Source organism: Streptomyces sp. NPDC088747, from assembly GCF_044751025.1.
In the GTDB taxonomy this organism is placed as follows: domain Bacteria; phylum Actinomycetota; class Actinomycetes; order Streptomycetales; family Streptomycetaceae; genus Streptomyces.
The window spans coordinates 506340-532668 of record NZ_JBIVKZ010000005.1 but is presented as its reverse complement, the minus strand read 5'-3'; the positions used below and the strand labels follow the sequence as shown (position 1 = coordinate 532668).

The 26329-nt window shown below is 72.1% G+C and carries 21 protein-coding genes; 10 read left to right on the top strand and 11 right to left on the bottom strand.

Annotation, left to right across the window (positions count from 1 at the left end; translation table 11 throughout):
• Positions 1-245 precede the first annotated feature (245 nt).
• The gene (locus tag ACIP79_RS15740; protein WP_401223402.1) at positions 246-1145 is read left to right on the top strand and encodes a RimK family alpha-L-glutamate ligase; all 900 of its coding nucleotides are present in this window, start codon (positions 246-248) and stop codon (positions 1143-1145) included.
• Here the strand turns inward: ACIP79_RS15740 and ACIP79_RS15735 are convergent.
• From ACIP79_RS15735 to ACIP79_RS15690, 10 genes are all read right to left on the bottom strand, one after another.
• Positions 1129-1734 carry a hypothetical protein gene (locus ACIP79_RS15735; RefSeq protein WP_401223400.1) on the bottom strand — a complete coding sequence of 202 codons (606 nt, stop codon included), beginning with the start codon at positions 1732-1734 and terminating at the stop codon, positions 1129-1131. The genes ACIP79_RS15740 and ACIP79_RS15735 overlap by 17 nt on opposite strands.
• On the bottom strand, positions 1637-2557 hold the full coding sequence (locus tag ACIP79_RS15730) for an FkbM family methyltransferase (RefSeq protein WP_401223398.1): 921 nt from the start codon (positions 2555-2557) through the stop codon (positions 1637-1639). The genes ACIP79_RS15735 and ACIP79_RS15730 overlap by 98 nt, the downstream gene beginning before the upstream one ends.
• Positions 2554-2781, bottom strand: a complete 228-nt coding sequence (locus ACIP79_RS15725; protein ID WP_401223396.1) for a Trm112 family protein — start codon at positions 2779-2781, stop codon at positions 2554-2556. Before ACIP79_RS15725 ends, ACIP79_RS15730 begins: the two co-directional genes overlap by 4 nt.
• The gene (locus ACIP79_RS15720) at positions 2778-3683 is read right to left on the bottom strand and encodes a hypothetical protein (protein ID WP_401223451.1); all 906 of its coding nucleotides are present in this window, start codon (positions 3681-3683) and stop codon (positions 2778-2780) included. Before ACIP79_RS15720 ends, ACIP79_RS15725 begins: the two co-directional genes overlap by 4 nt.
• A gap of 15 nt (positions 3684-3698) precedes the next feature.
• Complete coding sequence (locus ACIP79_RS15715; protein ID WP_401223394.1) at positions 3699-4457, bottom strand: class I SAM-dependent methyltransferase; 759 nt, start codon at positions 4455-4457, stop codon at positions 3699-3701.
• Positions 4454-5773 carry a condensation protein gene (locus ACIP79_RS15710; protein WP_401223392.1) on the bottom strand — a complete coding sequence of 440 codons (1320 nt, stop codon included), beginning with the start codon at positions 5771-5773 and terminating at the stop codon, positions 4454-4456. The genes ACIP79_RS15715 and ACIP79_RS15710 overlap by 4 nt, the downstream gene beginning before the upstream one ends.
• Positions 5770-10209 carry an alpha-(1->3)-arabinofuranosyltransferase family protein gene (locus tag ACIP79_RS15705; RefSeq protein WP_401223391.1) on the bottom strand — a complete coding sequence of 1480 codons (4440 nt, stop codon included), beginning with the start codon at positions 10207-10209 and terminating at the stop codon, positions 5770-5772. The genes ACIP79_RS15710 and ACIP79_RS15705 overlap by 4 nt, the downstream gene beginning before the upstream one ends.
• Positions 10206-10931 (bottom strand): class I SAM-dependent methyltransferase, encoded by a 726-nt coding sequence (locus ACIP79_RS15700; RefSeq protein ID WP_383680376.1) that lies wholly within the window; start codon positions 10929-10931, stop codon positions 10206-10208. The genes ACIP79_RS15705 and ACIP79_RS15700 overlap by 4 nt, the downstream gene beginning before the upstream one ends.
• Before the next feature lie 17 nt (positions 10932-10948).
• A complete protein-coding gene (locus ACIP79_RS15695) occupies positions 10949-12103 on the bottom strand; it encodes a glycosyltransferase family 4 protein (RefSeq protein ID WP_401223389.1) in 1155 nt (384 codons plus the stop codon).
• Between the two features lie 231 nt (positions 12104-12334).
• Positions 12335-13312 (bottom strand): DUF3068 domain-containing protein, encoded by a 978-nt coding sequence (locus ACIP79_RS15690; protein ID WP_401223388.1) that lies wholly within the window; start codon positions 13310-13312, stop codon positions 12335-12337.
• Between the two features lie 286 nt (positions 13313-13598).
• On the opposite strand from ACIP79_RS15690, the gene ACIP79_RS15685 reads away from it, so the two are divergent.
• The 9 genes from ACIP79_RS15685 to ACIP79_RS15645 all read left to right on the top strand — a co-directional run bounded on the left by ACIP79_RS15685 (position 13599) and on the right by ACIP79_RS15645 (position 23082).
• A complete protein-coding gene (locus ACIP79_RS15685) occupies positions 13599-13751 on the top strand; it encodes a hypothetical protein (RefSeq protein ID WP_383680316.1) in 153 nt (50 codons plus the stop codon).
• Between the two features lie 384 nt (positions 13752-14135).
• Entirely contained in the window at positions 14136-15380 is a 1245-nt protein-coding gene (locus ACIP79_RS15680) for a helix-turn-helix domain-containing protein (protein WP_401223386.1), read from the top strand.
• Positions 15381-15560: 180 nt separating this feature from the next.
• Positions 15561-16334 (top strand): IclR family transcriptional regulator, encoded by a 774-nt coding sequence (locus ACIP79_RS15675; protein WP_401223384.1) that lies wholly within the window; start codon positions 15561-15563, stop codon positions 16332-16334.
• Complete coding sequence (locus ACIP79_RS15670; RefSeq protein WP_401223382.1) at positions 16331-17173, top strand: SMP-30/gluconolactonase/LRE family protein; 843 nt, start codon at positions 16331-16333, stop codon at positions 17171-17173. The genes ACIP79_RS15675 and ACIP79_RS15670 overlap by 4 nt, the downstream gene beginning before the upstream one ends.
• A gap of 160 nt (positions 17174-17333) precedes the next feature.
• The gene (locus tag ACIP79_RS15665) at positions 17334-18692 is read left to right on the top strand and encodes an extracellular solute-binding protein (protein ID WP_401223380.1); all 1359 of its coding nucleotides are present in this window, start codon (positions 17334-17336) and stop codon (positions 18690-18692) included.
• Positions 18689-19630, top strand: a complete 942-nt coding sequence (locus tag ACIP79_RS15660) for a carbohydrate ABC transporter permease (RefSeq protein WP_383680309.1) — start codon at positions 18689-18691, stop codon at positions 19628-19630. Before ACIP79_RS15665 ends, ACIP79_RS15660 begins: the two co-directional genes overlap by 4 nt.
• The gene (locus tag ACIP79_RS15655; protein WP_401223378.1) at positions 19627-20529 is read left to right on the top strand and encodes a carbohydrate ABC transporter permease; all 903 of its coding nucleotides are present in this window, start codon (positions 19627-19629) and stop codon (positions 20527-20529) included. The genes ACIP79_RS15660 and ACIP79_RS15655 overlap by 4 nt, the downstream gene beginning before the upstream one ends.
• Before the next feature lie 21 nt (positions 20530-20550).
• On the top strand, positions 20551-21516 hold the full coding sequence (locus ACIP79_RS15650; RefSeq protein WP_401223376.1) for an arabinan endo-1,5-alpha-L-arabinosidase: 966 nt from the start codon (positions 20551-20553) through the stop codon (positions 21514-21516).
• Positions 21517-21576: 60 nt separating this feature from the next.
• The gene (locus ACIP79_RS15645) at positions 21577-23082 is read left to right on the top strand and encodes an alpha-N-arabinofuranosidase (RefSeq protein ID WP_401223374.1); all 1506 of its coding nucleotides are present in this window, start codon (positions 21577-21579) and stop codon (positions 23080-23082) included.
• On the opposite strand, the gene ACIP79_RS15640 is transcribed toward ACIP79_RS15645, so the two are convergent.
• Positions 23079-26018, bottom strand: a complete 2940-nt coding sequence (locus tag ACIP79_RS15640) for a beta-galactosidase (RefSeq protein ID WP_401223372.1) — start codon at positions 26016-26018, stop codon at positions 23079-23081. The genes ACIP79_RS15645 and ACIP79_RS15640 overlap by 4 nt on opposite strands.
• Positions 26019-26329: the final 311 nt, after the last annotated feature.

Genomic DNA, 26329 nt, shown 5'->3' with positions numbered 1-26329 from the left:
ATCGCGCGCCGCTTCACCGACGTCTCCTCCCTGGAACGCGGCGCCCACGTCCTCCTCGCCCCCGGTGTCCTCCTCGCCGCCGTGGCCGGCCCCCTAAAGCCCCAGCTCACCGGCCCGCCGCTCACCGCCGAGGAGTGGAAGGCCGCCACTCCCTAGAGCCGGTCCGACAGGGCGAAAACACCTGGCCGGGCCGCACGGCGGGTTGTTAGCCTGCGCCCGGATCACCAGGAGATCGCCGTACGAGGATGGAGTCCACCGTGGCCCGCAGTGCCGCACGTGCCCGGATCGCGCTCGCCACCTACGACCCGGGCGAGGAGCCCAGCGCCGACCGCGATCTGCCGGTGCTGACGGCCGCGCTGGCGGAGGCGGGCGCCGAGGTCCGGGCGGCGTTCTGGGACGACCCCGCGGTCGACTGGGCGGCCTTCGACCTGGTCGTGATCCGCTCCACCTGGGACTACAGCTGGCGGGCTGCGGAGTTCGTGGCCTGGGCCGAGCGGTGCGGGCGCGCGACCCGGCTGGCGAACCCCGCGGGCGTGGTGCGGTGGAACGCCGACAAGCGGTACATCGGAGCCCTCGCGGAGGCGGGCGTTCCCGTGGTGCCGACCCGGTACGTGGCACCGGGCGAGTCCGTCGACCTCCCCGGCGACCGCGAGTTCGTCGTGAAGCCCACCGCGGGTGCCGGCGCCCGCTACGCCGCCCGGTACACCCCCGAGGACCGGGAGACGGCGCGGGCGCACCTGGCCCGGATGCACGCCGAGGGCCTGACCGCGATGGTCCAGCCGTACGTGAAGAACATCGACGCCGGGGGCGAGCGGGCACTCCAGTTCTTCGGCGGCCGTCTGGTGCACGCCAGCAGGAAGGGCGCCGTACTCGAATCCGGCACCTCCTTCGACGTGAAGAAGGTGGCGCACCCCGGACTGGGCACCTGGCAGCCCACCCCGGCCGAACTCGCCGTCGCCGAAAGGGCGTTGACGGCCGTCCCGGACGTGGGCGAGCTGCTCTACGCCCGGGTCGACCTGGTCGACGGCGACGACGGCGAGCCGTGCGTCATGGAGCTGGAGCTGATCGAGCCCAACCTCTTCCTGTGGCTGCACCCGGAGTCGGTGCCCGTGGTCGCGGAGGCGATCGTCAAGGCTGCTCTTTGACGCCCACCCGCTGCAACAGCCCCCAGGTGAACTCGGCCGCGCACTCCCGTCGTACGCCCGCCGCGTCCGGAGCCGTGAACGCCAGCCCCCAGCGCGTCGGGGCGGTGCCCTCCAGGGGCCGGGCGGGGGCGAAGGCGCGGGCCACCTCGTCGACGGTGCAGGACCAGGGGGCGAGGTCGTCGAGGGTGTCGAGCGCCGGGCCGGGGGCGCCCGGCGCCCGCACCAGCCACTCGTTCCAGGCCACCCCGTTCGGCGCGATCAGGACCTCGAAGCGCAGGTCGGGCCAGAGGGGTACGGGCCAGAGATGCGCCTCGCAGGACAGGTCGCCGATCTGCCGGGGGACGACGGACTCGGGGACGCCGAGGATCGACCGGTAGCGCGAGGCCGCCGCCCGGGAGCGCGGGGCGTGCAGCATCGCCTGCCAGCGGCGGTTGGCCTCGCGCATCCCGGCGATGGAGACGCCCAGCTCGTGCCGGGCGTCCTCGACCAGGTCAGGGTTGTGGTCCGCCATCCGGCGCAGCAGGACCAGCTGGAAGTCCAGAGGGGTGAAGGGGGTCGTGGGGCGTTTCGCGGGCGGCATGGGACCCATCGTCGCGCACCGCCGGAGCGCCCGGACGGCGGCCGTCCGCGAGGAAGAGCACCGAGTTGACGTAACGGGGGCCCTTCGGGGGCAGCACCCTGCGCAGCAGGCCCCGCGAGACGACGTGGCAGGTGCGGGCCTGGTGGGCCTCCAGGTCGAAGGAGGCCAGGGTCTGCCAGGTGTCGCCGGGCAGCACCCAGCCCTCGTAGCCGAGCCGGGCGAGGTGGTCGACGACGGGGGCGATGGGCTGGATGCGGAACTCCAGCTCGACGAAGAGGGCCGGACGGTCGCGGCTGAGGAGGGTGCTCGCGCCGTGCAGGACGGCCAGTTCGTTGCCGTCCACGTCGATCTTCATGAAGTCGACGTCGTGCAGGTCCAGGCTGTCCAGGGTCAGGCAGGGGACGTCCAGGGCGTGGGCGTGGATGTCCCGGCGGACCAGGGAGGACACCCCGCGGTCGCCGGCGTCGTCCGCGGGCAGCCACAGACGGGCGGTGCCCTGGTGGTCGGAGGCGGCGGCGTGCACCACGCGGACGTTGGCGGGGGCCCCGGAGGTGAGGAGCCGGGCCAGGTGCGGGACCGGTTCGACGGTCACCACCCGGTCCGCGAGAGCGGCCAGCCGGTGCGTCCAGGGGCCGTACCAGCCGCCCACGTCCACCGCCGTGCGGCTGCCGGGCGGGCAGAGGTCGGACAGCCGGGCCAGCTCGGGCTCGAAGCGCGGATAGACCCGGCGGGCGGTCGCGGCGACCAGCCGGGTGGGGACGAGGCGGGCCAGCCGGGCGGTCAGGGTCGTCGTCGTGGAGTTGGCCGCCGGGCCGGTCGCGGGGCCGCTCATGGGGCCATCCTCTTGAGGAGTTCCTCGTGTTCGTCCTCGTCGACCTGTTCCCCCGAGGACGGCAGCAGTTGCGGTATGCCCTCCAGGATCGGGTAACGGCGTTGCAGGCGCGGGTTGTAGAGGGCGGCCTCCGACCCCAGGGACTCATCGGGTACGAGCAGATGGAGCGGGCCCTTGTCCAACGGGCAGGCCAGGATCTTCAGCAACGGGTCGTCGGGATTCACGGGGGAGTCAACTCCTTGGTGGCTACGGGGGATTGGGGCGCGGTGTCGTGTTTGGGCATGACGAGCAGGACGGAGACCGCGAGGGCCGTGCCCGCCAGCCGCAGGGCGAGCCGCACCGGTTCGTGCGGCAGCGCCTCGCCGAACGCCAGAGTGCCCAGCACGGCGGTGAACAGACACGTCACCGTCGTACAGACCGGCACGATCAGCGAGGCCCGGCAGCGTTGCAGGGCCGCCTGCGACATGACCAGACCGAACGCGCCGGTGAAGAGCAGGAGATAGGGGTACGGGGAGCGCAGCAGGCCGGTCAGCGTGCCGAGCGGTCCACCGGCCGTCAGATACCCGGACATGCCCTTGATGGCGAGCGAGCTCACCCCGTACAGCAGGCCCACCGCCACGCCGTACTCCACGCCGGTGGTCGGCATCCGGTGCCGGTGCCGGGAGCGCCGCTCGGCCGCTCCGTACAGCCAGATGCCCATCGCCAGGGACGGCAGGCAGACGGTGAGGATCAGCGGCGCCGGTGCGCTCCGGCTGACGGTGTCCGAGTCCTCGCTCAGGGACAGCACCACCATCAGCAGGGCGGCGAGGATCGCGCCGAGCGCGTACCGCTCCCGGCCTGAGGTCTCCTCGCCGAGCAGCCGGGAGGAGAGCAGCACCAGCAGGACGAGCCCGGAGACGAAGATGCCCTGGGCGGCGGCGATGGGAAGGGTGCGGTAGACGGCGAGCTGCGCGCCGAACCCGGCGGCCAGCGACAGCGAACCGCCGATCCACAGCGGGCTGCCGAGGACCAGTCGCAGCAGGCGGGCGGGGCGGCGGATGTCCACCTTCGGCATGGCCGCCAACGCGCGTTTCTCCAGGACGAATCCGGTGCTGTAAAGAACGTTCGCCAGCAGAGCCGCGGCCACTCCCCACCACATGGTCTACGTCCTTCGGGCGTGCAGCAGGAGGATCGACGACAGCGAGGGGGCGGCGCAGGCCAGGCGGTCCAGCGGGCGCAGCGGACGCGGTACGCCGTGGAAGGGCGCGCCCCGCAGGGTGACGACCTCGAAGCCCGACGCCGTCACGAACTCCCGCAGCGCGCGGGGCGTGTAGAGCCGCAGGTGCCCCACGACCTCCTTGCCCGGACGGCCGTGGATCGCGCGCAGGCTCACCTCGGAGAACACCGGCTGCACGCCGGCCAGCAGCAGGGCGCGGTTGTACCAGGCGGCGAGGTTCGGCGTGGAGAGCATCAGGTGGCCGCCGGGGCGCAGCACCCGGCGGATCTCGTCGAGCGCCGAGTCCGGGTCGACGAGGTGCTCGACGACCTCGCTGAACAGCACCGCGTCGGCCGAGGCCGCCGTGAACGGCAGCCCGCCGTCGGTGAGTTCGCCGCGGATCGCGTACGGCACATGCGCGTGCGCCCTCCTGAGGGCGTCCTGGGACCAGTCGACGCCGACGAGGCGGTGCCCGGCGAGGAGCGGTGCGGCGGTCGCGGCGGCGCTGCCGTCGCCGCAGCCGATGTCCAGGACGGTCTTCGCGCCCCCGGTCGCCGGGCCGAGCGCGGCGGCGAGCATGCGGGCCTGCCGCAGGCTGCGCGCGCCGCCGGAGGCGACGGGAACGGCCGGGTCCTCGTAGAAGTCGCGAAGTCCTCGGCGCACGGCACCTGTTGTCGGGTCCGCCGCGGGAGCCTTTGCCGTCATGGGCCCTTCTCCTGTGTCGCGTGCAGATAGTGCTCGAAGAGGTCGCGGAGGTGGGCGCCGTCACCGTGGCTGAGCAGGGCGCGCGACCAGCGCAGGGCGACGTGCAGGCGGCCCGCGGTGGAGGCGGTGGTCACCGTCAGTCCGCGGGGCATCCGGGCGGGTGCCGAGAACCAGACGGCGGTGGCCCGGCCCGCGGTCTCCCCGAAGTCCAGCGCGTACGGGATCCGGCCGATGTTGCTCAGCAGCGTGGTCGACGTCCAGGGCGCGGCGGCCCTGCGCAGGCCCCGGGTGGCGGCGGCGCGCCAGGACACCGGGACGACGGGGGCGGTCAGCAGGGCGGCGCCGTGGCCGAGCTGGGGGCGCTCCGCGGACTTCAGGGCCTGGGTGCGCAGCGCGGTGCGGCGCAGCAGCTCGCCCATCTCCTTCTCGTCCAACTCCTCGGGCGCGAAGGAGACTTCGACGAGTCTCGTACCGTTCCCGATGGGCATGTCCATATCCCGGGGGCGGTCGTCGACCGGCATGGTGATGCGCAGCGGGCGACGCCGGGCGCCGTGCTCCCTGTTCCAGTGGGCGAGCGTCAGGGCGGTGGTGACCATGAGCTGGTCGTTCACCGTGTAGGGGGAGCCCTTGGGGCGGCGCGGCACGCCGAGTTCGGTGACGAGCAGGCCGTTGCCCGGGGAGGAGTCGGGGGTGCCCTGCGCCACCCGGGCGGGCGGCGCCCAGGTGGAGGGCGTCTCCACCCGCTCGGTCGCGGGCGGGCCGGGTGTGCGTACGGGGGGCGCGGCGGGGGAGTTGTCCCGGCCGCCGTACAGTTCCGCCGCCGTGGCCAGGACGCGGAGGCAGGCGGGGCCGTCGATCGCCGTGTGGCTCATGGTGAGGAAGAGGACGGTGCCCCGGGTGGCGCTGTCCCCGTCGACGACCTCCAGGCGTAGCGGCGGCGCCGCCGTCAGCGGCGGTGCGGTGCTCAGCGCGCGGTCGCGGGCGTGCTTGAGGGCGTCCCGGTCCGGCGGCGGGAACGTCACGACCTCCAGGTCCGGCTCGTCGGCGAGTTCCCACTCGTACCGCAGCCGGTACCAGGCCCCCGGCGCCTCCCGGATCAGGGCGCGGGGGTGCCTGCGCAGGGCCTCGGTGAAGGCCGAGCGCAGGCGGGCGCGGTCCAGCCGGCCGGGCAGATGGATCTCGATGTGGACGGTCTCCGGCTCCGCCTCCTGGAGGCAGTGCCGGGACACCTCGTCGACGACGGGGAAGGGCACGCGGGCGGGCGGGCCGGCCGGTCCCTCCGCGCCGTTGCGTGCCGGGTGCTCGACAGCCGTCATGTGGCCTCGCCCCTCCCGGTGTCGTCCGAGGGGGCCGGCCTCGGCCTCCGTCTGCGGAACGGGATCCGAACCGTCGGGGAGTCGGGTTCCCGCTGCGCGGAGCCGGGCCCGCGGGCGGAGACGGTCGGCCCCGAGGGCGCCCGCTCCTCCGGCGCGCCGGGGCGGGTGACGGGCGCGGGCGGCAGGGGCTCGGTCTGCGGGGGCGGCGGCCTCTCGCCGAACGCTCCCGGCCCGCCGTGCTCGCCCCGTACCCGCTGCGGCAGCGGCGCCGTCGGAGCCTCCGAACCCGAGGGTTCCCACCGCCACGGCGGACCGGCCGGGTCGGACTCCCGGACGCTCACCAGCGCCGCGAACAGGCCGATCAGCGCCAGCAGTTGGGCGACCGCGGAGAACGCTCCCGCGTCCGACGCAGGCGCCTGTCCGGCCCCCGTCGCGGCGGCGACACCGGCCCCGGCGAACGCGAGGAACGCGACCGGTACGAGGAGTGCGTGCCGCTTCCGGGCGAGCAGGGCCAGGACCGGGACGAGCAGCGCGAAGAACCCGGCGATCACGATCGCGACCAGCGTGAGCGCGACCAGGCCCAGCCAGACTCCGGGGCCTGACGGCACCGGCTGCGGCTCGTCCGGGCTGGGCGAGCGCCGGCGCCACAGGACGAGGCCCACCAGAGCGGCCACGCCGACACCGCCGCCGATCAGCCCGGCCTCGTACGCCGTGGAGGGCTCGTACGACAGCTTGACGGTGCCGCCCGAGCCGGACGGGATCTGCCAGCCCTGCTGCCAGCCGTCGAGCCGTACCGACGTGAGTTCCTCGCCGTCGAGCGTCGCCTTCCAGCCGTCGTTGAAGTTCTCGTACGTCGTCAGGTACGAGGCCGCGCCCGAGCCGACGGTCACCTCGCGGCGGTCGCCGAGCCAGTCGCGTATCCCCAGCTCACGCCCGGCGGTGGCTTGTTCCGTGACCGTCCCGCGGGTCAGCGTGACGTCGGTGACGGTGAGCGGTCCCGCGTTCCCGGCCTCGACCCGGTGCGAGCCGGACGGCAGGTCCAACTCGGCGTTGTCGGAGCCCTCCTGACAGAGCGTCAGGTCTATGGCCCGGCGTGCTGTCAGGTCCGCCACCGTGCCGGTCGCGCTCGTCTCGTAGAGCTGCCCGTCGACCGCGAGGATCGGCCCCTTCCCGCAGGGGAGCGAGAACTCCTGGGTGCCGGACGGCTGCGGGGTGCGGTACTGGTCGAGCGCGGGGATGTACGCCTCGGTGAGTCCGACCGGCAGCTGCAGGTCGGCGCCCGCGACCGGGTTGTGGACGGTCAGCGGCGCGGTCTCGGTGACCGTGATGTCGAGTTGGTCGGTGGTGATGGGCTCGAAGCGGGCCCAGCCGTTCTCGTCGACACCGGCGATCGCCGCCCCGTCCGGGGAGCTGATGGCGATCTTCGTGGGCCGGGTGGACAGACCGCCCGCCGGGGCCAGCACGATCGAGGAGACCGGCTGCTTGTCCGGCCAGCTCAGATGGATCGTCGGGTCGTCGCCCGCGATCCACGCCGTCGTCAGGTCGCCGTCCGTGAGATTGCGCGCGGACAGGCCCGCGCCGAGCCCCGCCGTCGAGTCGGCGGTGGCCACGATCCGGCTCTGCTGCTCGGGCGCGACCTCGTACAGCAGCCTGTCGAGCTCCTCGCCCGGCACGGGGACCGCGCTCGCCCTGATCGCGTACGTTCCCGACGCCGACGTCGAGAAGGTGCGGTGCAGGCCCGCCTCCGTGCCCGTCGGGGAGAGCCCGGTGGGGTCGGCGGCGCGGTGCAGGGAGACGATCTCGGCCGCGGCGTCCGAGCCCGCGGTGTCGGTCGGGAGCTTCAGCAGGCGGGTCACCTGGACGTCCGGGATGTCGATCCCGGAGAAGCCGGCACCGGTGAGACCCGCGTGCTGCGCGGTCGAGTCGACGATCGTGATCTTCAGCCAACTCGTGCCGCCGGTCGGGGACTTGATGCTCTGGGTCTGGCCGTTCGGCTGGAGGTAGCTGGTGGCCCTGCCCCGCTCCGTCTCCACCCGCACCCGCGTCGCCGCGGACCGCACCCCGTCCTGCGCCAGCGGTGTCACCTCGAACGACGACGGCATGTCCACGGAGGCGGTGAAGCCGATCCGCAGCCACTGCCCGTCCGCCGAACCGGCCGCGCCCTCCGCCCACGCGGTGTCCGGATCGCCGTCGAAGGCGTTCACCGGGTCGTACTGCGGCAGGTGGAACAGCCAGTTGCCGGTGGAGGAGGCCGTCACCGAGGCGGCGCCGCGCAGTTCGGAGACCGTCTGGTGCTCGATGCCCTCCGTCGGCAGGATCTGGTGCGGCTTGTCACCCGGGTTCTGCGCGCTGTCGCTGTCGTTGCGCTGGTTCGCGGTGTACGTGTACGAGGTGTTGGCGTTGACCAGGCCGAAGCGGGTGTCGGCCCGCCGCAGTCCGTCGCCGAGCACCTGGACGGCCGGCGTGCCAAGGCCCGGATGGTTGTCGCCGGTGAGCACGGCGGCACGGCCGCGCATCGCCGGGTCGGCGGCGAGCGGCAGGAGCGACTCGGGCCCGCCGGAGACCACCGCGGTGTCGGCGATCGGCTTGAGCCCGGCCTGTCCCGGCCGGGGCACGTCAGCGCTCACCGGTTCGTAGATCTCCACGGACCGCTGGCGCGGATACAGCCCCTCGACCTGAAGAGGGGTGTCCTCGGCGATCCGGCCGCCCGTCATGACCGGGCCGAAGCCCGTCACCCGCTGATAGCCGGACTGCTCCAGGGTCCGTTTCACCGTGGCGGTCGGCACGTAGCCGAGCTGGTCGGGGTCCAGGTCGTTGCGTACGACGACGTAGTGGAGGCCGGCCCGGCTCAAGTAGTCGGCCAGGCCCGGGACTTCGGAGCCCGTCATCAGCGACTGCTCGACCGCGTCCATGGCGCGCCGGTTGCCCGCGGTGCCGAAGGGTACGTAGTCGCGCTGCGCCCAGCGGGACTCGGCGAGGACGTCGAGGGGCTGGTCGATGGTGGAGCCCCAGGTGTAGATGCCGTGCGCGGTGGCGGGGACGACGAGGGCGCGCGAGTCGGGGGAGTACTTCTCCAGCCAGTCGGCGGTGGACTGCCAGTACTTGGGGAGCTCCTGGAAGGAACCGGGGTTCAGGATCGACCCGTTGAGATAGGGCCAGGCGAGCCCCGGCAGCACCAGGACCGCCGCGATCAGCGGGGCGAGACGGCGCCCGCGGACCTGTCTCGCACCGCGCTCCTGGGAGGCGACCCCGACCAGATGGGCCAGCCCGAGGACCAGCGCGAGCGCCAGTCCCACCTGGAACTTGTAGATGTTGCGGAAGGGGACGAGCCCGCCGTTCAGCCAGTCCTGGACCACGCCGTGGAAGGGCGCGCCGAACGAACCGCCGTACCCGGCGAGGGTGATGAGCGCGACGGACAGCACGGTGAGCACCAGCCAGCGCCGCTCGGGCAGGTCACGGCGGGCGAGTCCGGCCAGGCCGAGGGCCGCCGCGAGCGCCGAGCAGACGACCACGACCACCGAGGACACCACGGTCCAGCCGGCCGGCAGCCAGGCCTCGCCGAAGTGCAGGTACGCCACCCAGTTCCCGGCGCCGCGCAGGGTCTCCGTCGCCGACATGGTGGCCGTGGTGGTCTGCGAAGTCTCCACGTAGGGAAGGAAGTTCTCGCCGTAGATGCCCAGCATCAGCAGCGGGACCACCCACCAGGCGGTCGCCAGGAGCACGCCCGGCACCCACCAGGTGATCAGCTTGCGCTGCCGGGGCCCGCGCGGGCGGGACAGCAGATACAGGCCGACGGGCAGCAGGGCGGCGAGCGTCGAGGCCGCGTTCACCCCGCCCATGAAGGGGATGACAAGGGCCGAGCGGAGGGCGGCGATCCGGGCGCTGTAGCGCTCGTCGGCGAGGGGGAGCAGCACCCAGGGCAGGAAGGCGCCGGGGAGCGCGGCGGCCGAGGTCGAGCCGACGACGATCGTGAACACCGGCCACAGCGCGTAGGCGACGGCGGCGAGCAGCCGGGAGGCGGAGGTGCCGATGCCCAGCCGCTCGGCCAGCCGCAGCGCGCCCCAGAAGGCGACGGACACGATCAGCGACATCCACAGCCGCTCCGCGAGCCACACCGGGAGGCTGATCAGCTTGCACAGGCCGTAGAACGGCAGCATCGGCCAGACGTAGCCGACGAACTGGTCCTGGATGCCGCCGAATCCGCCCCGGTCGTGCCACAACTGCCCAAGGTCGGACAGGAACTGCCACGGGTCCAGCGCCACACCGAGCTTGGTGTCGAAGGTCGTCCGTCCGGGGTGCACGGCGAGGAACAGCACGAACACCACGGCCCAGAACCCCAGCAGCCACCGCCGCGACCGCGGCCCCTCCGGGGGGCCGGACCTGGTCGCGGTGGGGCGCACTGCTGCCGGGGGTGGAGCCTGGACCGTGCTCGTCATGGTGAGGACCGCCGGAGGATGAGGAGGAGATTCCAGGTGGCGAACTCGCGCAGCCCCGGCGCCTTCACGACGGCTCCCGCGAGAAACGGCCAGTAGCGGGAGCGCGCCGAGACGACCGTGACGTCGTCGCGGGCGCGCACCTGCCGGAGGGTGGTTCCGATGTGCACGGCGAAGAGGTTCTCGCCGAGGGTGTGCTTGGCCGGTCTTCCGGTACGGCGGTGGTAGCGGGCCCGCGCCCGCTCCGCGCCGAAGTAGTGCCAGGGCGCCCACTCGTGACCGCCCCACGGGGAGAGCCAGTTGGTGAACGACACGTAGACCAGCCCGCCGGGCCGGGTCACCCGCACCAGCTCGCTGACGAACGTCTGCGGATCGGCCACGTGCTCAAGGACGTTGGACGAGAAGCAGACGTCGGCGACCCCGTCCGCCAGCGGCAGCAGATAACCGTCCGCCACCACCGCCGAGTCGGGCGGCTTCGGCCCCAGCTCCGCCATGTCCGGCTCGAAGAGGTAGGCCTGCGCCCCGCGCCGCCGGAACTCCTCGGTGAAGTAGCCGCTGCCCCCGCCGACGTCCACGACGGTCCGGCCCGCCACGGCGCCGCCGTAGGCCTCGACCTGGTCGGCGGCGTCACGGGCGAGCAGCGAGTAGCAGGCCTCGGGGTCGTCCTGCTCGCGCATGAAGGCGCGGAAGAGGGTCACCGAGCGGCGTATCGAGGGGTCCTTCATACGTTCGGTGGCGGCGCTCACGGGGTCCAGCCCCTCACCGCCTCCGCGGCCACCGCCCTGAACCGGCGGACCGTGTGGTTCCAGCGGAACTGCGCGGCGCGGTCGCGGGCCGCCCGGCCCATCAGGGTCCGGCGGTGCGCGGACAGGGCGAGAGTGCACCAGGCCGCCGCGAACGAGGACTCGCCGCGGGCCAGTACGCCCGTCTCGCCGTCGACCACCGAGTCGCGCAGACCGGGTACGTCGAAGGCGACCGCCGGGGTCTCGCGGACCGCGGCCTCGGTGACCACGAGGCCCCAGCCCTCCACCGCCGAGGGGTGCAGCAGCAGCCAGGCCGCGCACAACAGCCGGTGCTTCTCGGCCTCGGGGACATGGCCTGCGAACTCCACGCCGGGACCGGCGAGTTGTTCCAGACGCTCCCGCTCGGGGCCGTCGCCGACGATCACCAGTCGGCCGCCGGTGACCGGGCGGACCCGCTCCCACAGCCGCAGCAGCAGATCGATCCGCTTGTACTCCACGAGCCGGCCCATCGCCACGAACAGCGGCTCCGGGGATCGCGGGGCCCGGGGGCCCGGTTCCTCGACGCCGTTGTGCACGACCCGGATCCGGTCGCGCTCGACGCCGATGTCGCGCAGCGCGTGCGCGGTCGAGGGGGAGACGGCGACCAGCAGGTTGCGGCGCTGCGGGGCGCCCGCCAGCGCCCAGTGCTCAAGTCTTCGGCCGATCCGGGCGGCGGGCGCCAGCGGTCCGCCGAACCGCATCCGCCACAGGTCGGTGTGCACGTGGTTGACCAGGCAGAGGGTGGGTCCACGGTGCCACAGCGGCGCCAGGTACGGCATGCCGTTGGACACCTCGACCAGCAGGTCGCAGTCGCCCACCTGGCGGTGGAACGTGGGGCGGGCGCGCAGATAGTGCCCCAGGTCGCCGCCCGCCGACACGACCCGGTAGTCGCGATAGGCCGCGGGCCCGCCGCACAGCAGGGTGACCTGGTGGCCGAGTTGGGTCAGCCCCTCGGCGAGGCGGTCGACCAGCAGCTCGGAGCCGCCGGCCGCCGGGTTGTCGAGATCCCGGCGAGCGAGGAAGACGATACGGCGCGGCGCCTGGGGAAGCGCCGCGAGGAGCTGCGCGGGGCGCGGGGACGCCGGGCGCAGCGAGGACGGTACGTGCTGGGGCATGTGTGCTCCAACTCGTCTCAGGGTGCGGATCTCAGCGTGGGGGGTCGGACGAGGTACGGATATCGAGGGTTGGTCCTACGGGAAGTGCGGGTCTGTGCGTTTCGGGGGTACTGGCTGTATCGGGGATGTGGGCGGGCTGTGTTCGGGTGGGGGTGGACAGTTTTCGCCCAGCGCATCCGTGCGGCTACTCACCGAGGTGATAATTTCCGGGGTTTGTGAGCTGACGCTTCATCACATCGTGGACGCAGGCTGGGATGACTCGGGCGTATCGGGATGTGGACGCCCGCGTACCACCAAAACGACCCCCACCGCGGCCAGCGCCAGCCCCAGCGCACCCGCCCCGATCGGCAACGTCTGCCCCACGAGCCCCAGTTGGGCGCTCTCCTCGTCGGCCCGGTCCACCGCGAACTTCTGGGTGTCCGTGGTGAAGGCGAGCTTCTCGGAGTCCAGCAGCACCGCCGCGTCCTCGGTGCCGCCCGGTGCGCGCAGCGTCTTGCGGGGTCCGGTCTGCGCGTACAGCACACGTCCTGTGCGCTGGTCGACGACGAGTTCGACGCCGTGGTTGGCGTACCACTCCTCGGCGAGCACCTGGCTGCGCTCCGGCTGGCCCACGATCGCGCCCGGTACCAGCCGGGTTCCGGTCTTGGTGGCCGGGACCGTGCCGGTGAACCGGTAACCCTCGTAGCCCTGGACCTTCTTGACGCCCCGGTAGTTCAGGGTGACCGTCGCGCCGAGGGAGTTGTCCCACCAGCGGTACGCCCGTTTCTGCACGTCGAAGGGGAACTTGAGGTACGCCTCGCCCTGGATGTACGGCTTCTCCCGGCAGCAGTGCACCGGCTTGTTGGTCGTCCGGTCGCTGACCCACCGGTGCGGGGTGAACTCCAGCGCGTCGTGCGGGTCGTCGGCGGGCAGCGACTTGTCCGTGTCGACCGTGGTCGTCACGTCCCAGACCGCGTTTCCGCTGGTCTCGCTGGCGGCGACGTCGCCGCGTACCCGCTGGGTGACGGTGATCCGCCGGCCGGGCACGGTCTCGACCTTCTCGACGTCGAAGACGCTGCCGGTGCCGGTGTAGACGGCGGTCTGGTCGATGTCGATGGGATTCACGGCGGCATGTGGTTTCACGTACCACGCGAGCAGCGGGGCCAGCACGAGGAGAAAGGTCCCGAGGCCCAGCAGGATCAGGGAGACGGGCGAGGCTTTCCGGTGCATCCGGGCACTCCAGAGGGCGTGAGGCGGCTCGACACGCGGGTTCGGGCGGCGGGTCGACACCGTGGGGAAAGTGCACCTGCGGTATGGGCCGGGAACCGTAGGCGCACCCTTGACGGAGTGTCAATGCATTGTCGAGACTGTGGACTTGCCGGACGGGACCGGCGAACATCGGGAACGCACCACGGGGAACGGGCAGGGGCCGCCGACCGCACGGCCATGGGAGAACCATGGCCGCGGGCGGAGCGGCCGGGGTGGGGACGACCTCCGACAGAGAGGCTGACCCGCGATGTCCAGACTGCTCGCCGCCGCACTGACCGTCCTGGCTGCCGCCGCACTCGCGGTGGGTACGGCCCTCGGCATCGTCGCGCTGCTCGAAGCGACCCCCGACCAGCCGAACACCCCGCTGATCACCTACGAGAACGCCGGGCAGGAGCGCTGACGTGCGAGCCCGCCCGCCGCGAGCGGGAACCCCGACAGCGACGTCTCGCCCACCCCGCACAGGACCGCCGAGGCCGACCCCGTGCACCCCGCCCAGGGCGACCGCCGGTCTGCCGCCCACGGTGACCGTCGGCGTGCCGCCCGCCGTGACCGCCGGCGTGCCGCCCACGGCGACCGCCGGTCTGCCGCCCGCCGTGACCGCCGACGTGCCGCCCACGGCGTCCGCCAGCGTGCCGCCCACGGCGACCGCCGCCCCTCTGTCCGCCGGGGCGCTGGACCAGGCTGCCCGGCTGCGGCCTCCCGGGCTGACGAGGGCATCCTCCCGACCGCGACCCCCCGAGCCCTCGAAGGCAACCCCCCGACCACGACCCCCCGGAGCCCCCAGGTGACCCCCCGCCCCGCGACCGTCACGACGGGTTCGGCGTGGCGGGACGTGCCGCGCCACCAGGTGCGCCAGTTCGCGGCGCTCGCGATGGCCGAGGCGCCGGTGCTCGCGGAGGAGATCCTTCAGCAGATCCGCCAGGAGTACCCCACGCTGCCCGTCTTCCTCGACGACTCGGGCGAGCCGATGGCGCTGATCGGCATCCGCCGGGCCATCGAGGTGTTCGTGCAGCACCTGGAGACCGCCGAGGGCCGCCCCCGCGTCCACCCCGAGGTCTTCCAGGAGTTCGGCCGCGGCGAGGGACTCAACGGCCGCAGCCTCGACTCGCTCCAGGCGATCTACCGGCTCGGCGTGCGGCTCGCCTGGCGCCGCTTCGCCGAGATCGGCCAGCGCGTCGAGATCCCGCCACCGGCGATGTACGAACTCGTCGACGCCGGCTACGAGTACCTCGACGGCCTGGTCAACCAGTCCGTACGCGGCTACGCCGAGGCCGCCGCCCGCCAGGCCGGCGAACGCCTGCGCCTCCAGCGCCGGCTGATGGAACTCCTGCTCTCCGAGCACCACCACCGCGGTGACATCGCCGAAGCGCTCGTCGAACGCGCCGCCCGCATCGGCTGGCCGCTGCCCGACAAGGTCGCCGTCGGCGTACTGCTGCGCCCCGCCCGCGAGGCCGTCGCCCCCGCAGTGAGCCAGGGCGTGCTGCTCGACATGGAGTACGAGCAGCCCCGCATGGTCGTGCCCGAACCGGACGCGGCGGGCCGCCCCGAACTGCTGCACCGCGCGCTGACCGGCTGGTCCGGCGCCATCGGCCCCCCGGTGCCGCTCGCCGACGCCGCGAAGTCGCTGCGCTGGGCGGAGGCCGCCGTACGCCTGATGGAGCGGCGCCTGCTCCCGGCGGGCGAGGTCCTGCACTGCACGGAACACACCGAGGCACTCGTCCTCCTCCAGCCCGAGGAGCTCATCGACGACCTCGCCCTGCGCTGCCTCGCGCCGCTCGCGCACTGCGGTCCCACCCACGGCAGACGCCTCGCCGAGACCCTGCTCGCCTGGCTGGAAACGCGCGGTGGCGCCCCCGAGGTCGCGGCCCGCCTCGGCGTCCACCCGCAGACCGTCCGCTACCGCCTGCGGCAGATCCGGGAACTGTGGGGCGACGAGGTCGACGACCCCGACCGCCGCTTCGAGCTGGAGCTGGTGCTCAGGGCGCAACGCCTGCGCGGTGTACTCGGCGACCCCCGGACACGGAGGTAGCGGGCCGTCCGGGACCACGGCGGCGGACACCACGGGCCACAGCGGTGGTCAGGTGTCACTCAGGTGCGCCACCGTCACTCACAGCGCACACCCATTGCCCACCCAACGCCACTATGAGTAACCTGTGTTCGCCATGCCGATCGTCTGTTGAAATTTCGAACACAAGGGAGGGGGCCGGTTGTGGGACGACTAGTACCCGCCGTGACCCGAGCTCTGGACATACTCGAGCTCTTCCTCGACGGGGACGGCACGCTCTCCGCCCCCGACATCGTGCGCAGGCTCCAACTGCCGCGCACGACCGTGCACGAACTGGTCACCACGCTCGCCGCCCGTTCGTACATCGTGCAGGTCCCGGGCCAGCCCGGACGCTACCGGCTCGGTGTGCGGCCGTACCAGCTCGGCAGCCGGTACGCCGAGCAGCTCGACCTCGCCGCCGAGGGCCAGCAGGTCGCCCGCACGGTCGCCGAGACCTGCGACGAGACCGTGCACGTGGCCATCCTGGAGGGCACCGACGTCATCTACATCGCGAAGGTGGACTCCACGCACGCGGTGCGCATGGTGTCCGCCGCCGGCCGCCGGCTGCCCGCCCACTGCACCTCCGTCGGCAAGATGCTGCTCGCCTCGCTCTCCGGACCCGAGCTGAACTCCCGCGTCCCCGACGACGCCGAGCTGGTCGCGATGACGCCCAACAGCATCACCGATCCCGCCGCGCTGCGCGAGGCCCTGGACGAGATCCGCGGCCGGGGCACCGCCGTGGAGAGCCGCGAGTCCAACCCGGACGTCAGCTGCGTCGCCGCCCCGGTGCGCGACCGCACGGGCCAGGTCGTCGCCGCCCTCTCCATCTCCGTACCGATGATCCGCTGGAGCGACGAGCGCCGGGACGAACTGGAGCAGCTCGCCGTGAAGGGCGCCGCCGACCTGTCCGAGCGGCTCGGCCACCGGAGCGTGGGATGACGGCGGTCGAGGTCGCCGTCCGTGAGCGGGCGGCGCTGGGAGAGGGCCCCACGTGGGACTCCCGGGAGCAGCGGCTGATCTGGGTCGACATCCTCGGCTCGCGGATCCACACCTACGACCCGGCCGGCGGGCGGCGCACGGTCATGGTCACCGAGCAGCACGTGGGCGCCGCGAAGCCGCGCGCGGGCGGCGGTCTGGTGGTCAACCTCCGTGACGGCGTGGCGCTCTACGACGGCATCGACGGCTTCCGGTGGCTGCACCGCGAGGTCGTCCCCGGCCGCCGGGGCAACGACGCGGCGGTCGCGCCGGACGGCGCCCTGTGGTTCGGCACCATGCGCTACGACGAGGCGCCGGGCGGCGGCAGCCTGTCCCGGCTCGCCCCCGACGGCACCGCCAGGACCGTCCTGGACTCCGTCGCCGTCAGCAACGGCACCGGCTGGAGCCCCGACGGCCGGCTGATGTACTACATCGACTCGCCGACCCGCAGGCTCGACGTGTTCGACGTGGGTGAGGACGGACTGCCGCTCAACAGGCGGCAGTTGGCGATGGTCGATGAGGGCTTCCCGGACGGGCTCACCGTCGACGCCGAGGGCTGCGTCTGGGTGGCCCTCTGGGACGGCGGCGCGGTCCGCCGCTACACCCCGGAAGGGCACCTCGACCGCGTGGTCGAACTGCCCGTACCGCGCCCCACCGCCTGCGCGTTCGGCGGCGCCGACCTCACCGACCTCTACATCACCACCGCCCGTACGGGCCTTGAGGCGCCGCATCCGCTCTCGGGCTCGGTGCTGGTGGTCCCCGGCGCCGGAAAGGGCCTGCCCCAGCCCCTGTTCGCCGGCTGACAGCGCCAACCGCGGCCCGCGAAGCACCTGTTGCCCCCGTCCGGATCTCCGGACGGGGGCCGCTGTTTTTGCGCAAACCATTGACGAGTAAACGCTTCCTATCTACGGTCCGTTCGAAGTTACGAGCATTCATCGAAATCTCGAACAGATGGGGCAGGGCATGGGACGACCTGGCCTGAATCGCAGGCATTTCCTGGCGGGACTGAGCGGGCTGACGGTCGCGGGGAGCCTCGGATTCGCCGCGCTCGGCACCGGAGCGGACGCGCTCGCCTCCGGCGCCGACACCCGCGTCCGCTACTGGAACCTCTTCAGCGGCGGCGACGGCTACAACATGATCGCGATGCTGGACGCCTTCCGCGAGGCGAACCCCGGCATCGACGTCAAGGACTCCACCCTCCAGTGGGGGAGCCCCTTCTACACCAAACTGGCCATGGCGGCGGCGGGCAACCGCGCCCCCGACCTCGGCGTCATGCACCTGGGCCGGGTGACCGGCTTCTCGCCGGGCCGGCTCCTGGACCCCTGGGACGTCGAACTGCTCGCCAAGTACGGCGTGCGGGAAGCCGACTTCAACCCCGAGCTGTGGAAACGCGCCGTCATCGACGGCAAGCTCTACGCCCTCCCCCTCGACATCCACGTCCAGCTCTGCTTCTACCGCAAGGACGTGCTGAAGAAGGCGGGACTGCTCGGCGCCGACGGCCGCATGGTGCCCGTGACGTCGACCGACGAATGGTTCGACGTCCTCAAGGAGGCCAGGGCCGCCACCGAGAAGGGCCTCCAGACCATCGGCATGTGGTCCAGCGACCAGAACTTCCAGTGGTGGTTCTTCGTCGCCTTCTACACCCAGCTCGGCGGCACCTGGTTCGACGACGCCGACACCGAGGTCACCTTCGACACCGACAAGGCCACCCAGGTACTGGAGTTCCTGCGCCGGCACGTCACCGACGGGTATGCGAACCCGGGCTTCGCGGGCGGCGCGGGCGCCGAACAGTTCGTCAACGGCGGCCCGTTCGTCTGGGAGGGCAACTGGTCGGTGCCCGTCTTCGACGGCGCGAAGATCGAGTACGGTGCCACCCCGCTGCCGCCCGTCTTCGGCGAGCCGGCCACCCACGCCGAGTCGCACGCCTTCGTCCTTCCCCACCAGTCCGGGCGCGGCGGCGACACCAACGAGGGCGCGCACCAGCTCGCCGCCTACATCGTCCAGCACGCCCAGCAGTGGGCGGCCGGCGGGCACATCCCCGCCTACACCCCGACCCTGTCCACGACGGCGTACCGGGAACTGAGCCCGCAGAACGAGTACGTCACCGCGATGGACCACCAGGCCACCGAGCCCAAGGTGTGGTTCGCGGGCTCGACCGGCATCCTCGCCCAGCGCGTCGGCCCGATCGTCGTCTCCTCGACGATGGGCTCCGCCAAGCCGGACGCCGCCGCCCGCTCCATGAAGAGCACGCTCACCGAGCTGCTCGCCTCCAGGAACCCCATGGACGGCCGGACCGCCGCGCAAGGAGGTGCGGTCGCATGACCACGACCAGCGCACAGACCGTCATCACACCCACCCGGGCCCGGACCGCCGCACACAGCGCCACCGTCCGCCGCAAGCAGGGCTTCCAGCACGGCGCCTGGTTCGTCGCCCCGTTCCTGGTGCTGTTCGTGCTCTTCGTGATCTGGCCGCTGCTGCGCGGCGTGTACCTCAGCTTCACGGACGCCAACATCTCCGGCGACGCCACGAACTTCGTCGGCCTGGACAACTACCGCGAAGCCCTCGACGACCCACTGGTGTGGGAATCGCTGGGCCACAGCGCGTACTTCACGCTCCTGGTCGTGCCCTGCATCACCGTCCTCGCCTTCCTCCTCGCGATGCTCGCCCACCACATCGAGCGCGCCAAGTGGCTGTGGCGGTTGTGCTTCTTCGCCCCGTTCCTGCTGCCGTCGACCGTCGCCGCCAACCTGTGGCAGTGGCTGTTCAACCCCGGCACCGGCATGGTCAACCACGTCCTCGGCACCGAGACCCCGTGGCTGAACGACAAGTCGTACGCGATGCTCGCCGTCGTCATCTGCACCCTGTGGTGGACGGTCGGCTTCAGCTTCCTGCTCTACCTCGCCGCCCTCCAGGGCATCCCCGCGCACCTCTACGAGGCCGCCAAGCTGGACGGCGCGAACGCCTGGCACCGCATGCTCCACATCACCCTGCCGATGCTGCGCAACATCACCGGCCTCGTCCTCGCCCTGCAGATCCTCGCCTCGCTCCAGGTCTTCGACCAGGCCGTCGTGATGATGGACTTCCTGCCCGGACCCGAGGGCTCCACCAGGACGTTCGTGCAGTACACCCTCGAAGAGGGCTTCACCAGCTACCGCGTCGGCTACGCCTCCGCGATCTCCATCATCTTCTTCGTGATCATCGCGGCCGTCGCCCTCGCGCGGATGTGGCTGCTGCGCAACCGTGAGGAGGGCGGCCGATGAGCACCGCCGCACAGACACGCGACGAGGCCCTGGTACCCACAGGCGGCGCGCCACTCGTACGCGCGAGGCCCCGCAGGTCCTGGACAGCCAGCCAGATCGTGCTCACGCTCATCGCCACCGCCGTCTCCGCGGTGTTCCTCGCGCCGCTCCTCTGGGCCCTGTTCACCTCCCTGAAGTCCGAGACCGAGGCCGTCGAGGTGCCCACGCACTGGCTGCCGGACGAGTGGACGACCCAGGCGTGGCGGGCCATCTTCGAGACCGGCAACATCACCAACTGGTTCGTGAACTCGCTGGTGGTCTCGGTCTGCGTGACGTTCGTGGTGCTGTCCGTCAGCGCCCTCGCCGGATACGGCTTCGCCCGCACCGAGTTCCGCGGCAAGAACGCTCTGCTGGGCCTGGTGATGACCGGCCTGATGGTCTCGCCCGCGGTGCTCGGCGTCCCCCTCTTCACGACCGTCCAGCAGATGGGGATGGTCGACACCTACTGGGGCATGATCCTGCCCCAGTGCGCGCCCGCCGCGATGGTGTACATCCTCTACAAGTTCTTCCAGGGCATCCCCAGGGAGCTGGAGGAGGCCGCGTTCATCGACGGCGCGGGCCGCTGGCGGGTCTTCTTCACCATCGTGCTCCCGCTCTCCCGCCCCTCCCTCGCCGCGGTCGGCATCTTCACCTTCATCGCGTCCTGGAACAACTTCCTGTGGCCGTACATGGTGACCAACAACCCCGACCTGATGACCATGCCGAACGGCATCGCGACCGTCATGAACTCCTACGGCATCCAGTGGGCCCAGCTCATGGCGGGCGGCCTGATGGCGGGCCTGCCGCTGATCGTCGTCTTCGTCTTCTTCCAGCGCCAGATCGTCGCGGGTGTCGCGCACACCGGTCTCGCGGGCCAGTAACTCCCGACAAGGAGCTACCAGTTGAAGCACACCAAGCTCGCCGCGGTACTCGCCGCCGCCCTCCTCGCCCTGCTGCCGGCGACGGCACAGGCGGAGACCTATCCCGACCCCGTGGCGATCACCGGACAGCGGATCATCCACGACCCGACCGTCATCCGCCTCAACTCCGGTGAGTACGCGGGCTATTCGACCGGCGGGGTGATCGGCGCCCGCCTGTCGGCGGACGGCCGGCACTGGAACGACGCGGGCAACGCCTTCGCCTCGCCGCCGAGCTGGTGGTACCAGTACAACGACACCGGCGACCCGTGGGCCCCCGACATCTCCTACCGCGCGGGCAGGTACTGGCTGTACTACGCGGTCTCCTCCTGGGGCACCAACCACTCCGCGATCGGCGTCGCCACCTCCGCGTCCGGCCGCCCAGGCACCTGGACCGACCAGGGCAAGGTCTTCTCCTCGGAGACGACCGACAGTTGGAACGCCATCGACCCGGCGATCACCAGCGCCGGCGGCCGACTGTGGATGGCGTTCGGCTCGTACTGGACCGGCATCCGCATGGTCGAGCTGAACCGGACCACCGGAAAGGCGGTCTCCGGCGCGACCGTCCACCACCTGGCGACCCGCCCGGACGCCCCGTACGCGGTCGAGGGCCCGTACATCCTCCGACGCGGCGGCCACTACTACCTCTTCGCCTCCTACGACGCGTGCTGCGCGGGCGTGAACTCGACCTACAAGATCAGGGTCGGCAGGTCCACGAGCGTCACCGGCCCGTACGTGGACAGCGCGGGCAGGTCCCTCCTGAACGGCGGCGGCGACCTCCTGCTGGCCGGTCACGGCAGGTACGTGGGAACCGGCGGCCAGTCGGTCTTCCGCGACCGGGGCCAGGACTGGCTTGCCTACCACTACTACGACGCGCAGGACGCCGGCACCCCGAAGCTGGGGCTCAACCGGCTGGCCTGGACGCCGAGCGGCTGGCCGCGGGTGGCCTAGGAGCGCGGAGCCGCACCCCCATCCCCCACGAAACAGGAACCACCGTCCCGAAAGGCGCCCATGCACGACAAGGCTAGTTTCACCCTCGACCCCGCCTTCACCGTAGGCGACGTGAACCCCCGTCTCTTCGGCTCGTTCGTGGAACACCTCGGCCGCTGCGTGTACACCGGAATCTTCGAGCCGGACCACCCCACCGCCGACGAGGAGGGTCTGCGCCAGGACGTCCTCGACCTGGTCCGGGAACTCGGTGTCACCACCATCCGCTACCCCGGAGGCAACTTCGTCTCCGGCTACAAGTGGGAGGACTCGGTCGGCCCGGCAAAGGACCGCCCCCGCCGCCTGGACCTCGCCTGGCGCTCCACGGAGAGCAACCGCTTCGGCCTCTCCGAGTACATCGCGTTCCTCCGGAAGGTCGGCCCCCAGGCCGAGCCCATGATGGCCGTCAACCTCGGCACCCGGGGCGTCGCCGAGGCCCTGGAACTCCAGGAGTACGCCAACCACCCGGCCGGCACCGCCCTGTCCGACCTCCGCGTCACCCACGGCGACAAGGCCCCCTTCGGGATCCGGCTGTGGTGCCTGGGCAACGAGATGGACGGCCCCTGGCAGACGGGGCACAAGACGGCCGAGGAGTACGGCCGTCTCGCCGCCGAGACCGCCCGCGCGATGCGGCAGATCGAGCCGGACCTCGAACTCGTCGCGTGCGGCTCCTCGGGACAGGGCATGGAGACGTTCGCCGCCTGGGAGGCGACCGTGCTCCAGGAGACGTACGACCTCGTCGACCACATCTCCCTGCACGCCTACTACGAGGAGACCGACGGCGACCGGGACTCCTTCCTGGCCTCCGCCGTCGACACCGAGTCCTTCATCGAGAACGTCGTGGCGACCTGCGACCACGTGGGCGCCCGTCTCAAGTCGAAGAAGAAGATCAACCTCTCCTTCGACGAGTGGAACGTCTGGTACCAGAGCCGGCCGAACCCGCACCCCGTCGAGGACTGGCAGGAGGCCCCGCGCATCCTGGAGGACGTCTACTCCGTCACGGACGCCGTCGTCTTCGGCTCGCTGCTCATCGCGCTGCTGCGGCACGCGGACCGGGTGACGGTCGCCTGCCTCGCCCAACTCGTCAACGTCATCGCCCCGATCATGACGGAGCCGGGCGGCCCGGCCTGGCGGCAGACGACCTTCTTCCCCTTCGCGCAGGCCTCGCAGTACGGGCGCGGCCAGGTGCTCGACGTACGCGTCGACTCACCGACGTACGAGACCAGGAAGTACGGCGAGACGGACCTGCTGCACGCCACCGCCGTGCGCGCCGAGGACGGTTCGGTCACCGTCTTCGCGGTCAACCGCGGCCAGAGCGAACCGCTGCCGCTCGAAGTCGCTTTGAACGGACTCGGGTTGACGAAGGTGATCGAGCACAGCGCGATCGCCGACGCCGACCCGGACGCCGTCAACACCGCGGCGGACCAGGAGCGGGTCACCCCGCACCGGGTCGAGGGGACCGGTCTCCAGGACGGCACGCTGACCGCCGTCCTGGAGCCGCTGTCCTGGAACGTGATCCGGCTCGGCTAGCCGGTGGCGCGGCCGGGGGAGTCCACCACGGTCACCGGTACTCCGCCGGCCGCGCTGCCCATCAGCGTCAGCTCCACCTCGCCGGGACCCGAGGGCGTGGTCCCGTCGGAAAGCACGGCGAGGGCCAGCGTGTTCGAACCCCGGGTGCGCAGCAGGCCGTTCGGCAGCACGAAGGTGTGCTGGGGGCCCACGTCGTTGATGTACTGGCCCATGTTCCAGCCGTTCAGGAAGATCTGGACGCGGTAGGCGCGGTCCGGGTCGTCGGTGAGGGTGAGGCCGACCGAGGCGTCGACGCCGGGGTCCACGGCGAGCCGGAACGCGGTGCGGTACCAGACGACGCCCTGCCGCCGCTCGGCCCGCGGGAAGCGGGCCCTCTTCCAGTCGCCGTCGGCGAACCCGGGCAGATGCCAGCCCTCGCGCTCCCCGTGCAGGCCCCCGTGGTTGAGCGGCCCGCGCACCGGATCGGCGGCCGTCCCTCCCTGGATTCGCCAAGTAACTTCGGGAGAGGCGCCGTTGAAGGTCACCGCGGTCAGACCGCGGGCCGCCTTGTGGGTGTCGTCCGCCTTCCCGTCCTGGTCGTGCTGCATACGGCGGACGAGCACGGAGAGCACCCGTGACCCCTCGCCCGCGGGGAGGGGGAAGGTCACCGTGGCGTCCCAAGTCCCCTGCCTGACCGTCCTCTTGTCCGGCACCGGCATCCGGTGCGAGCCCAGTGGCCGCCCGTCGAGCCAGGCCATCAGCAGACCCTGGGTGCCCGTGGTGAAGGCGAGGGACACCGACTCGGCGGAGCCCTCGAAGTGCCCCCGGTACCAGACGTCTCCGTAGTGGAAGCCGTAGTCGTCGGCGAACAGCACGGGTTGTCCGGCCGGTACGGGAGTGGTGCTGTGCGAGGAGGTCCGGTCCGCCACCCGCCATCCCGAGTCGTCGAATCCGGTGGCGGACTCCGGGTTCTCCTCGCGCCGCCGCCAGCCGGTCAGCGCGGGAAGCGGGACCTCCGGCACCCCCGGCAGCCGCCGTTCGACCCGCAGACTCCCGGAATCCGTGGCCCGCGTCCGCAAGCCGCGCTGATTCCAACGGACTTCACTCATCCCGCGCGGCCCCCACACCTCCAGCTCCGCCGCCTCCACGGTGTCCCCGGTGAGCTCCACGGCTGAGCCGCGCAGGTGGGCGGTGCGCAGCAGCGCGGGGCCGTGCACCAGCACCGGGCCCGACGGGGTGTCGTACCGCCACAGCCGCCCGGAGGTCTCGTCGTCGGCGAGAAGCAGCAGCAGCGGCGCCCGCACACCGCCGCCCTCCACCAACACCCGCGTGAGACCGCCGAGTCGGGCGTGGATCCGCAGCACGCCACTCTCGTACGTGTGATCCGCGTCCCCCGCCCGCACGGTGACCGTCGGTTCGCTCGCGCACTCCAGCGCGGTCTCGGTGTTCTCCCCGGAGCGGCCGGTGAGCACCGCGATGTCCTGCCGCCCCGCCGTGAGCCACAGCATCGGCTGCGCGGTGGAGTACACCAGCTTCCGCCGCCCCAGGGAGATCCCGGCGGCCAGCAGTCGCGCGTCGCGCGCGGGCACGGTGAGCGGGAGCCGAGCGAGCGGGACCCGCGTCGTCACCTCCGCCGTCCCGTCGTTGCGCACGACGTGGAAACGCGCGCCGGTGTCCGGGTTGACCAGGGGATACACCGTGAGCCGCGGATCCGTTCCGGTGACGGGACCGGCGCGGTCCAGCTTGGCCAGGTCGGGCACGGAACGCAGCAACTGCCCGATCTGGTGCATCGGGACCAGCTTGGGAGTCGGCCGGCGTGCCTCGTCGAGGGCGGCGCCGTAGTCGTAGGAGGTGTAGACGACCGGCGCGGGCAGCCAGCCCCAGGACGTGCCGCCGAAGGTCATGTAGACGTTGTGGATCTTGATGCCGTTGGCGAGGTTGGTGAGGTAGAACCGCCTCTCGTACGCCGCGTCACGCGTCCTGGCCGACTCCGCGTACCCCTTGCCGCCGAACTCGGCGCCGCCCCACGGGTCGAACCAGCCGCCCCCGAACTCGGCCATGAACCCCGGCGTACGGGGACTCGCGGTCGAGCCCCCCTTCGTACCGCCGGCACCGAAGTAGCCCCAGTCCGGAGGGGGTTGGGCGGGCGAGGGATACCCGTCGAAGCCATACAGGTAACGCCCCCTCTCCCCGCCCGTGTCGAAGGTGCCCGGCGCCCAATGACCGTTCCTGCCCTTGTCGTTGTGGAACAGCGGCACGTCGATGCCGTCGGCGCGGACCTTGGCGTACAGGTGGGCCATGTAGTCGCGGCCGAGAGGGCTGTCGACGTGGTCCGCGTACTCGTTCTCCAACTGGTAGAGGACGACGGTGCCGCCGCCGTCGCTGTGGAGGTGCCGGGCGACGATCCGGTCGACCGCGGTCAGCCACTCGTCGACGTGCCCGAGGTAGGCCGGGTCCGAGGTCCGCGCCGTGCCCTCGGTGACGGTCAGCCAGCCGGGGAAACCGCCCGCGTCCACCTCGGCGTTGATGTACGGGCCGGGACGCACGATCACGTACAGCCCCGTCTCGGCGGCCGTCCGCAGGAACAGGTCCAGGTCGCGGACGCCGGTGAAGTCGTAGGTCCCGGGCGCGGGGGAGTGGTAGTTCCAGGACACGTAGACGCTGATCGTGTTGAAGCCGTGGGCGCGCAGCTTCTGCAGGACGTCCCGCCACAGGGAGGGGCTCGGCAGCCGGAAGGGGTGGACCTCGCCCGACCAGAGGACGACGCGTCTGCCGTCGATGAGCATCGAGTACCTGTCGAAGCCGATGGTGTGCCGCTCGCCGTCGGCGCCCGGCGTGCCCGGCGCGGGCCCGGTGGGCACGGTCCCGGCGGCGTACGCGCTCCCCCCGCTCCCCAGCGAGAGCCCGAGCGCGGTGGTCGTGGCCAGTGCGCCGAAGGTACGTCTGCTCAACACCATGTGGATCTCTCCTGGACAGCGGCGGCTCGGGCGGCCATTGTCCAGGTCGATTCGTCCCGTAATGGCGGTACGGCGACCTCGGCGCGGGCGGATTACCCGGTACGGGCGGCCCGCACGTCCGGGGATTCCCCGTCGGCCCCGGCGTGGCGGCCCGGGACACCCTGAGCTGCCAGGCCGCGGTCCCCGAGGTGAGGCCGTCCGGCGGAAGGACGGGTTCCGTCTGTGAAGCGTCCTCATGCGGCACCAAGGCCGCGCTCAGGTTCAGCCCTTAACGTCACGTCCCGTTCATTCCTGTCGACCGGACGGGAAGT

Coding starts and splice junctions, on each gene's coding strand:
- ACIP79_RS15740 (WP_401223402.1), top strand. CDS start 246: ATGGAGTCCACCGTGGCCCGCAGTGCCGCACGTGCCCGGATCGCGCTC.
- ACIP79_RS15735 (WP_401223400.1), bottom strand. CDS start 1,734: ATGGGTCCCATGCCGCCCGCGAAACGCCCCACGACCCCCTTCACCCCT.
- ACIP79_RS15730 (WP_401223398.1), bottom strand. CDS start 2,557: ATGAGCGGCCCCGCGACCGGCCCGGCGGCCAACTCCACGACGACGACC.
- ACIP79_RS15715 (WP_401223394.1), bottom strand. CDS start 4,457: ATGACGGCAAAGGCTCCCGCGGCGGACCCGACAACAGGTGCCGTGCGC.
- ACIP79_RS15710 (WP_401223392.1), bottom strand. CDS start 5,773: ATGACGGCTGTCGAGCACCCGGCACGCAACGGCGCGGAGGGACCGGCC.
- ACIP79_RS15705 (WP_401223391.1), bottom strand. CDS start 10,209: ATGACGAGCACGGTCCAGGCTCCACCCCCGGCAGCAGTGCGCCCCACC.
- ACIP79_RS15700 (WP_383680376.1), bottom strand. CDS start 10,931: ATGAAGGACCCCTCGATACGCCGCTCGGTGACCCTCTTCCGCGCCTTC.
- ACIP79_RS15695 (WP_401223389.1), bottom strand. CDS start 12,103: ATGCCCCAGCACGTACCGTCCTCGCTGCGCCCGGCGTCCCCGCGCCCC.
- ACIP79_RS15690 (WP_401223388.1), bottom strand. CDS start 13,312: ATGCACCGGAAAGCCTCGCCCGTCTCCCTGATCCTGCTGGGCCTCGGG.
- ACIP79_RS15685 (WP_383680316.1), top strand. CDS start 13,599: ATGTCCAGACTGCTCGCCGCCGCACTGACCGTCCTGGCTGCCGCCGCA.
- ACIP79_RS15670 (WP_401223382.1), top strand. CDS start 16,331: ATGACGGCGGTCGAGGTCGCCGTCCGTGAGCGGGCGGCGCTGGGAGAG.
- ACIP79_RS15665 (WP_401223380.1), top strand. CDS start 17,334: ATGGGACGACCTGGCCTGAATCGCAGGCATTTCCTGGCGGGACTGAGC.
- ACIP79_RS15660 (WP_383680309.1), top strand. CDS start 18,689: ATGACCACGACCAGCGCACAGACCGTCATCACACCCACCCGGGCCCGG.
- ACIP79_RS15655 (WP_401223378.1), top strand. CDS start 19,627: ATGAGCACCGCCGCACAGACACGCGACGAGGCCCTGGTACCCACAGGC.
- ACIP79_RS15645 (WP_401223374.1), top strand. CDS start 21,577: ATGCACGACAAGGCTAGTTTCACCCTCGACCCCGCCTTCACCGTAGGC.
- ACIP79_RS15640 (WP_401223372.1), bottom strand. CDS start 26,018: ATGGTGTTGAGCAGACGTACCTTCGGCGCACTGGCCACGACCACCGCG.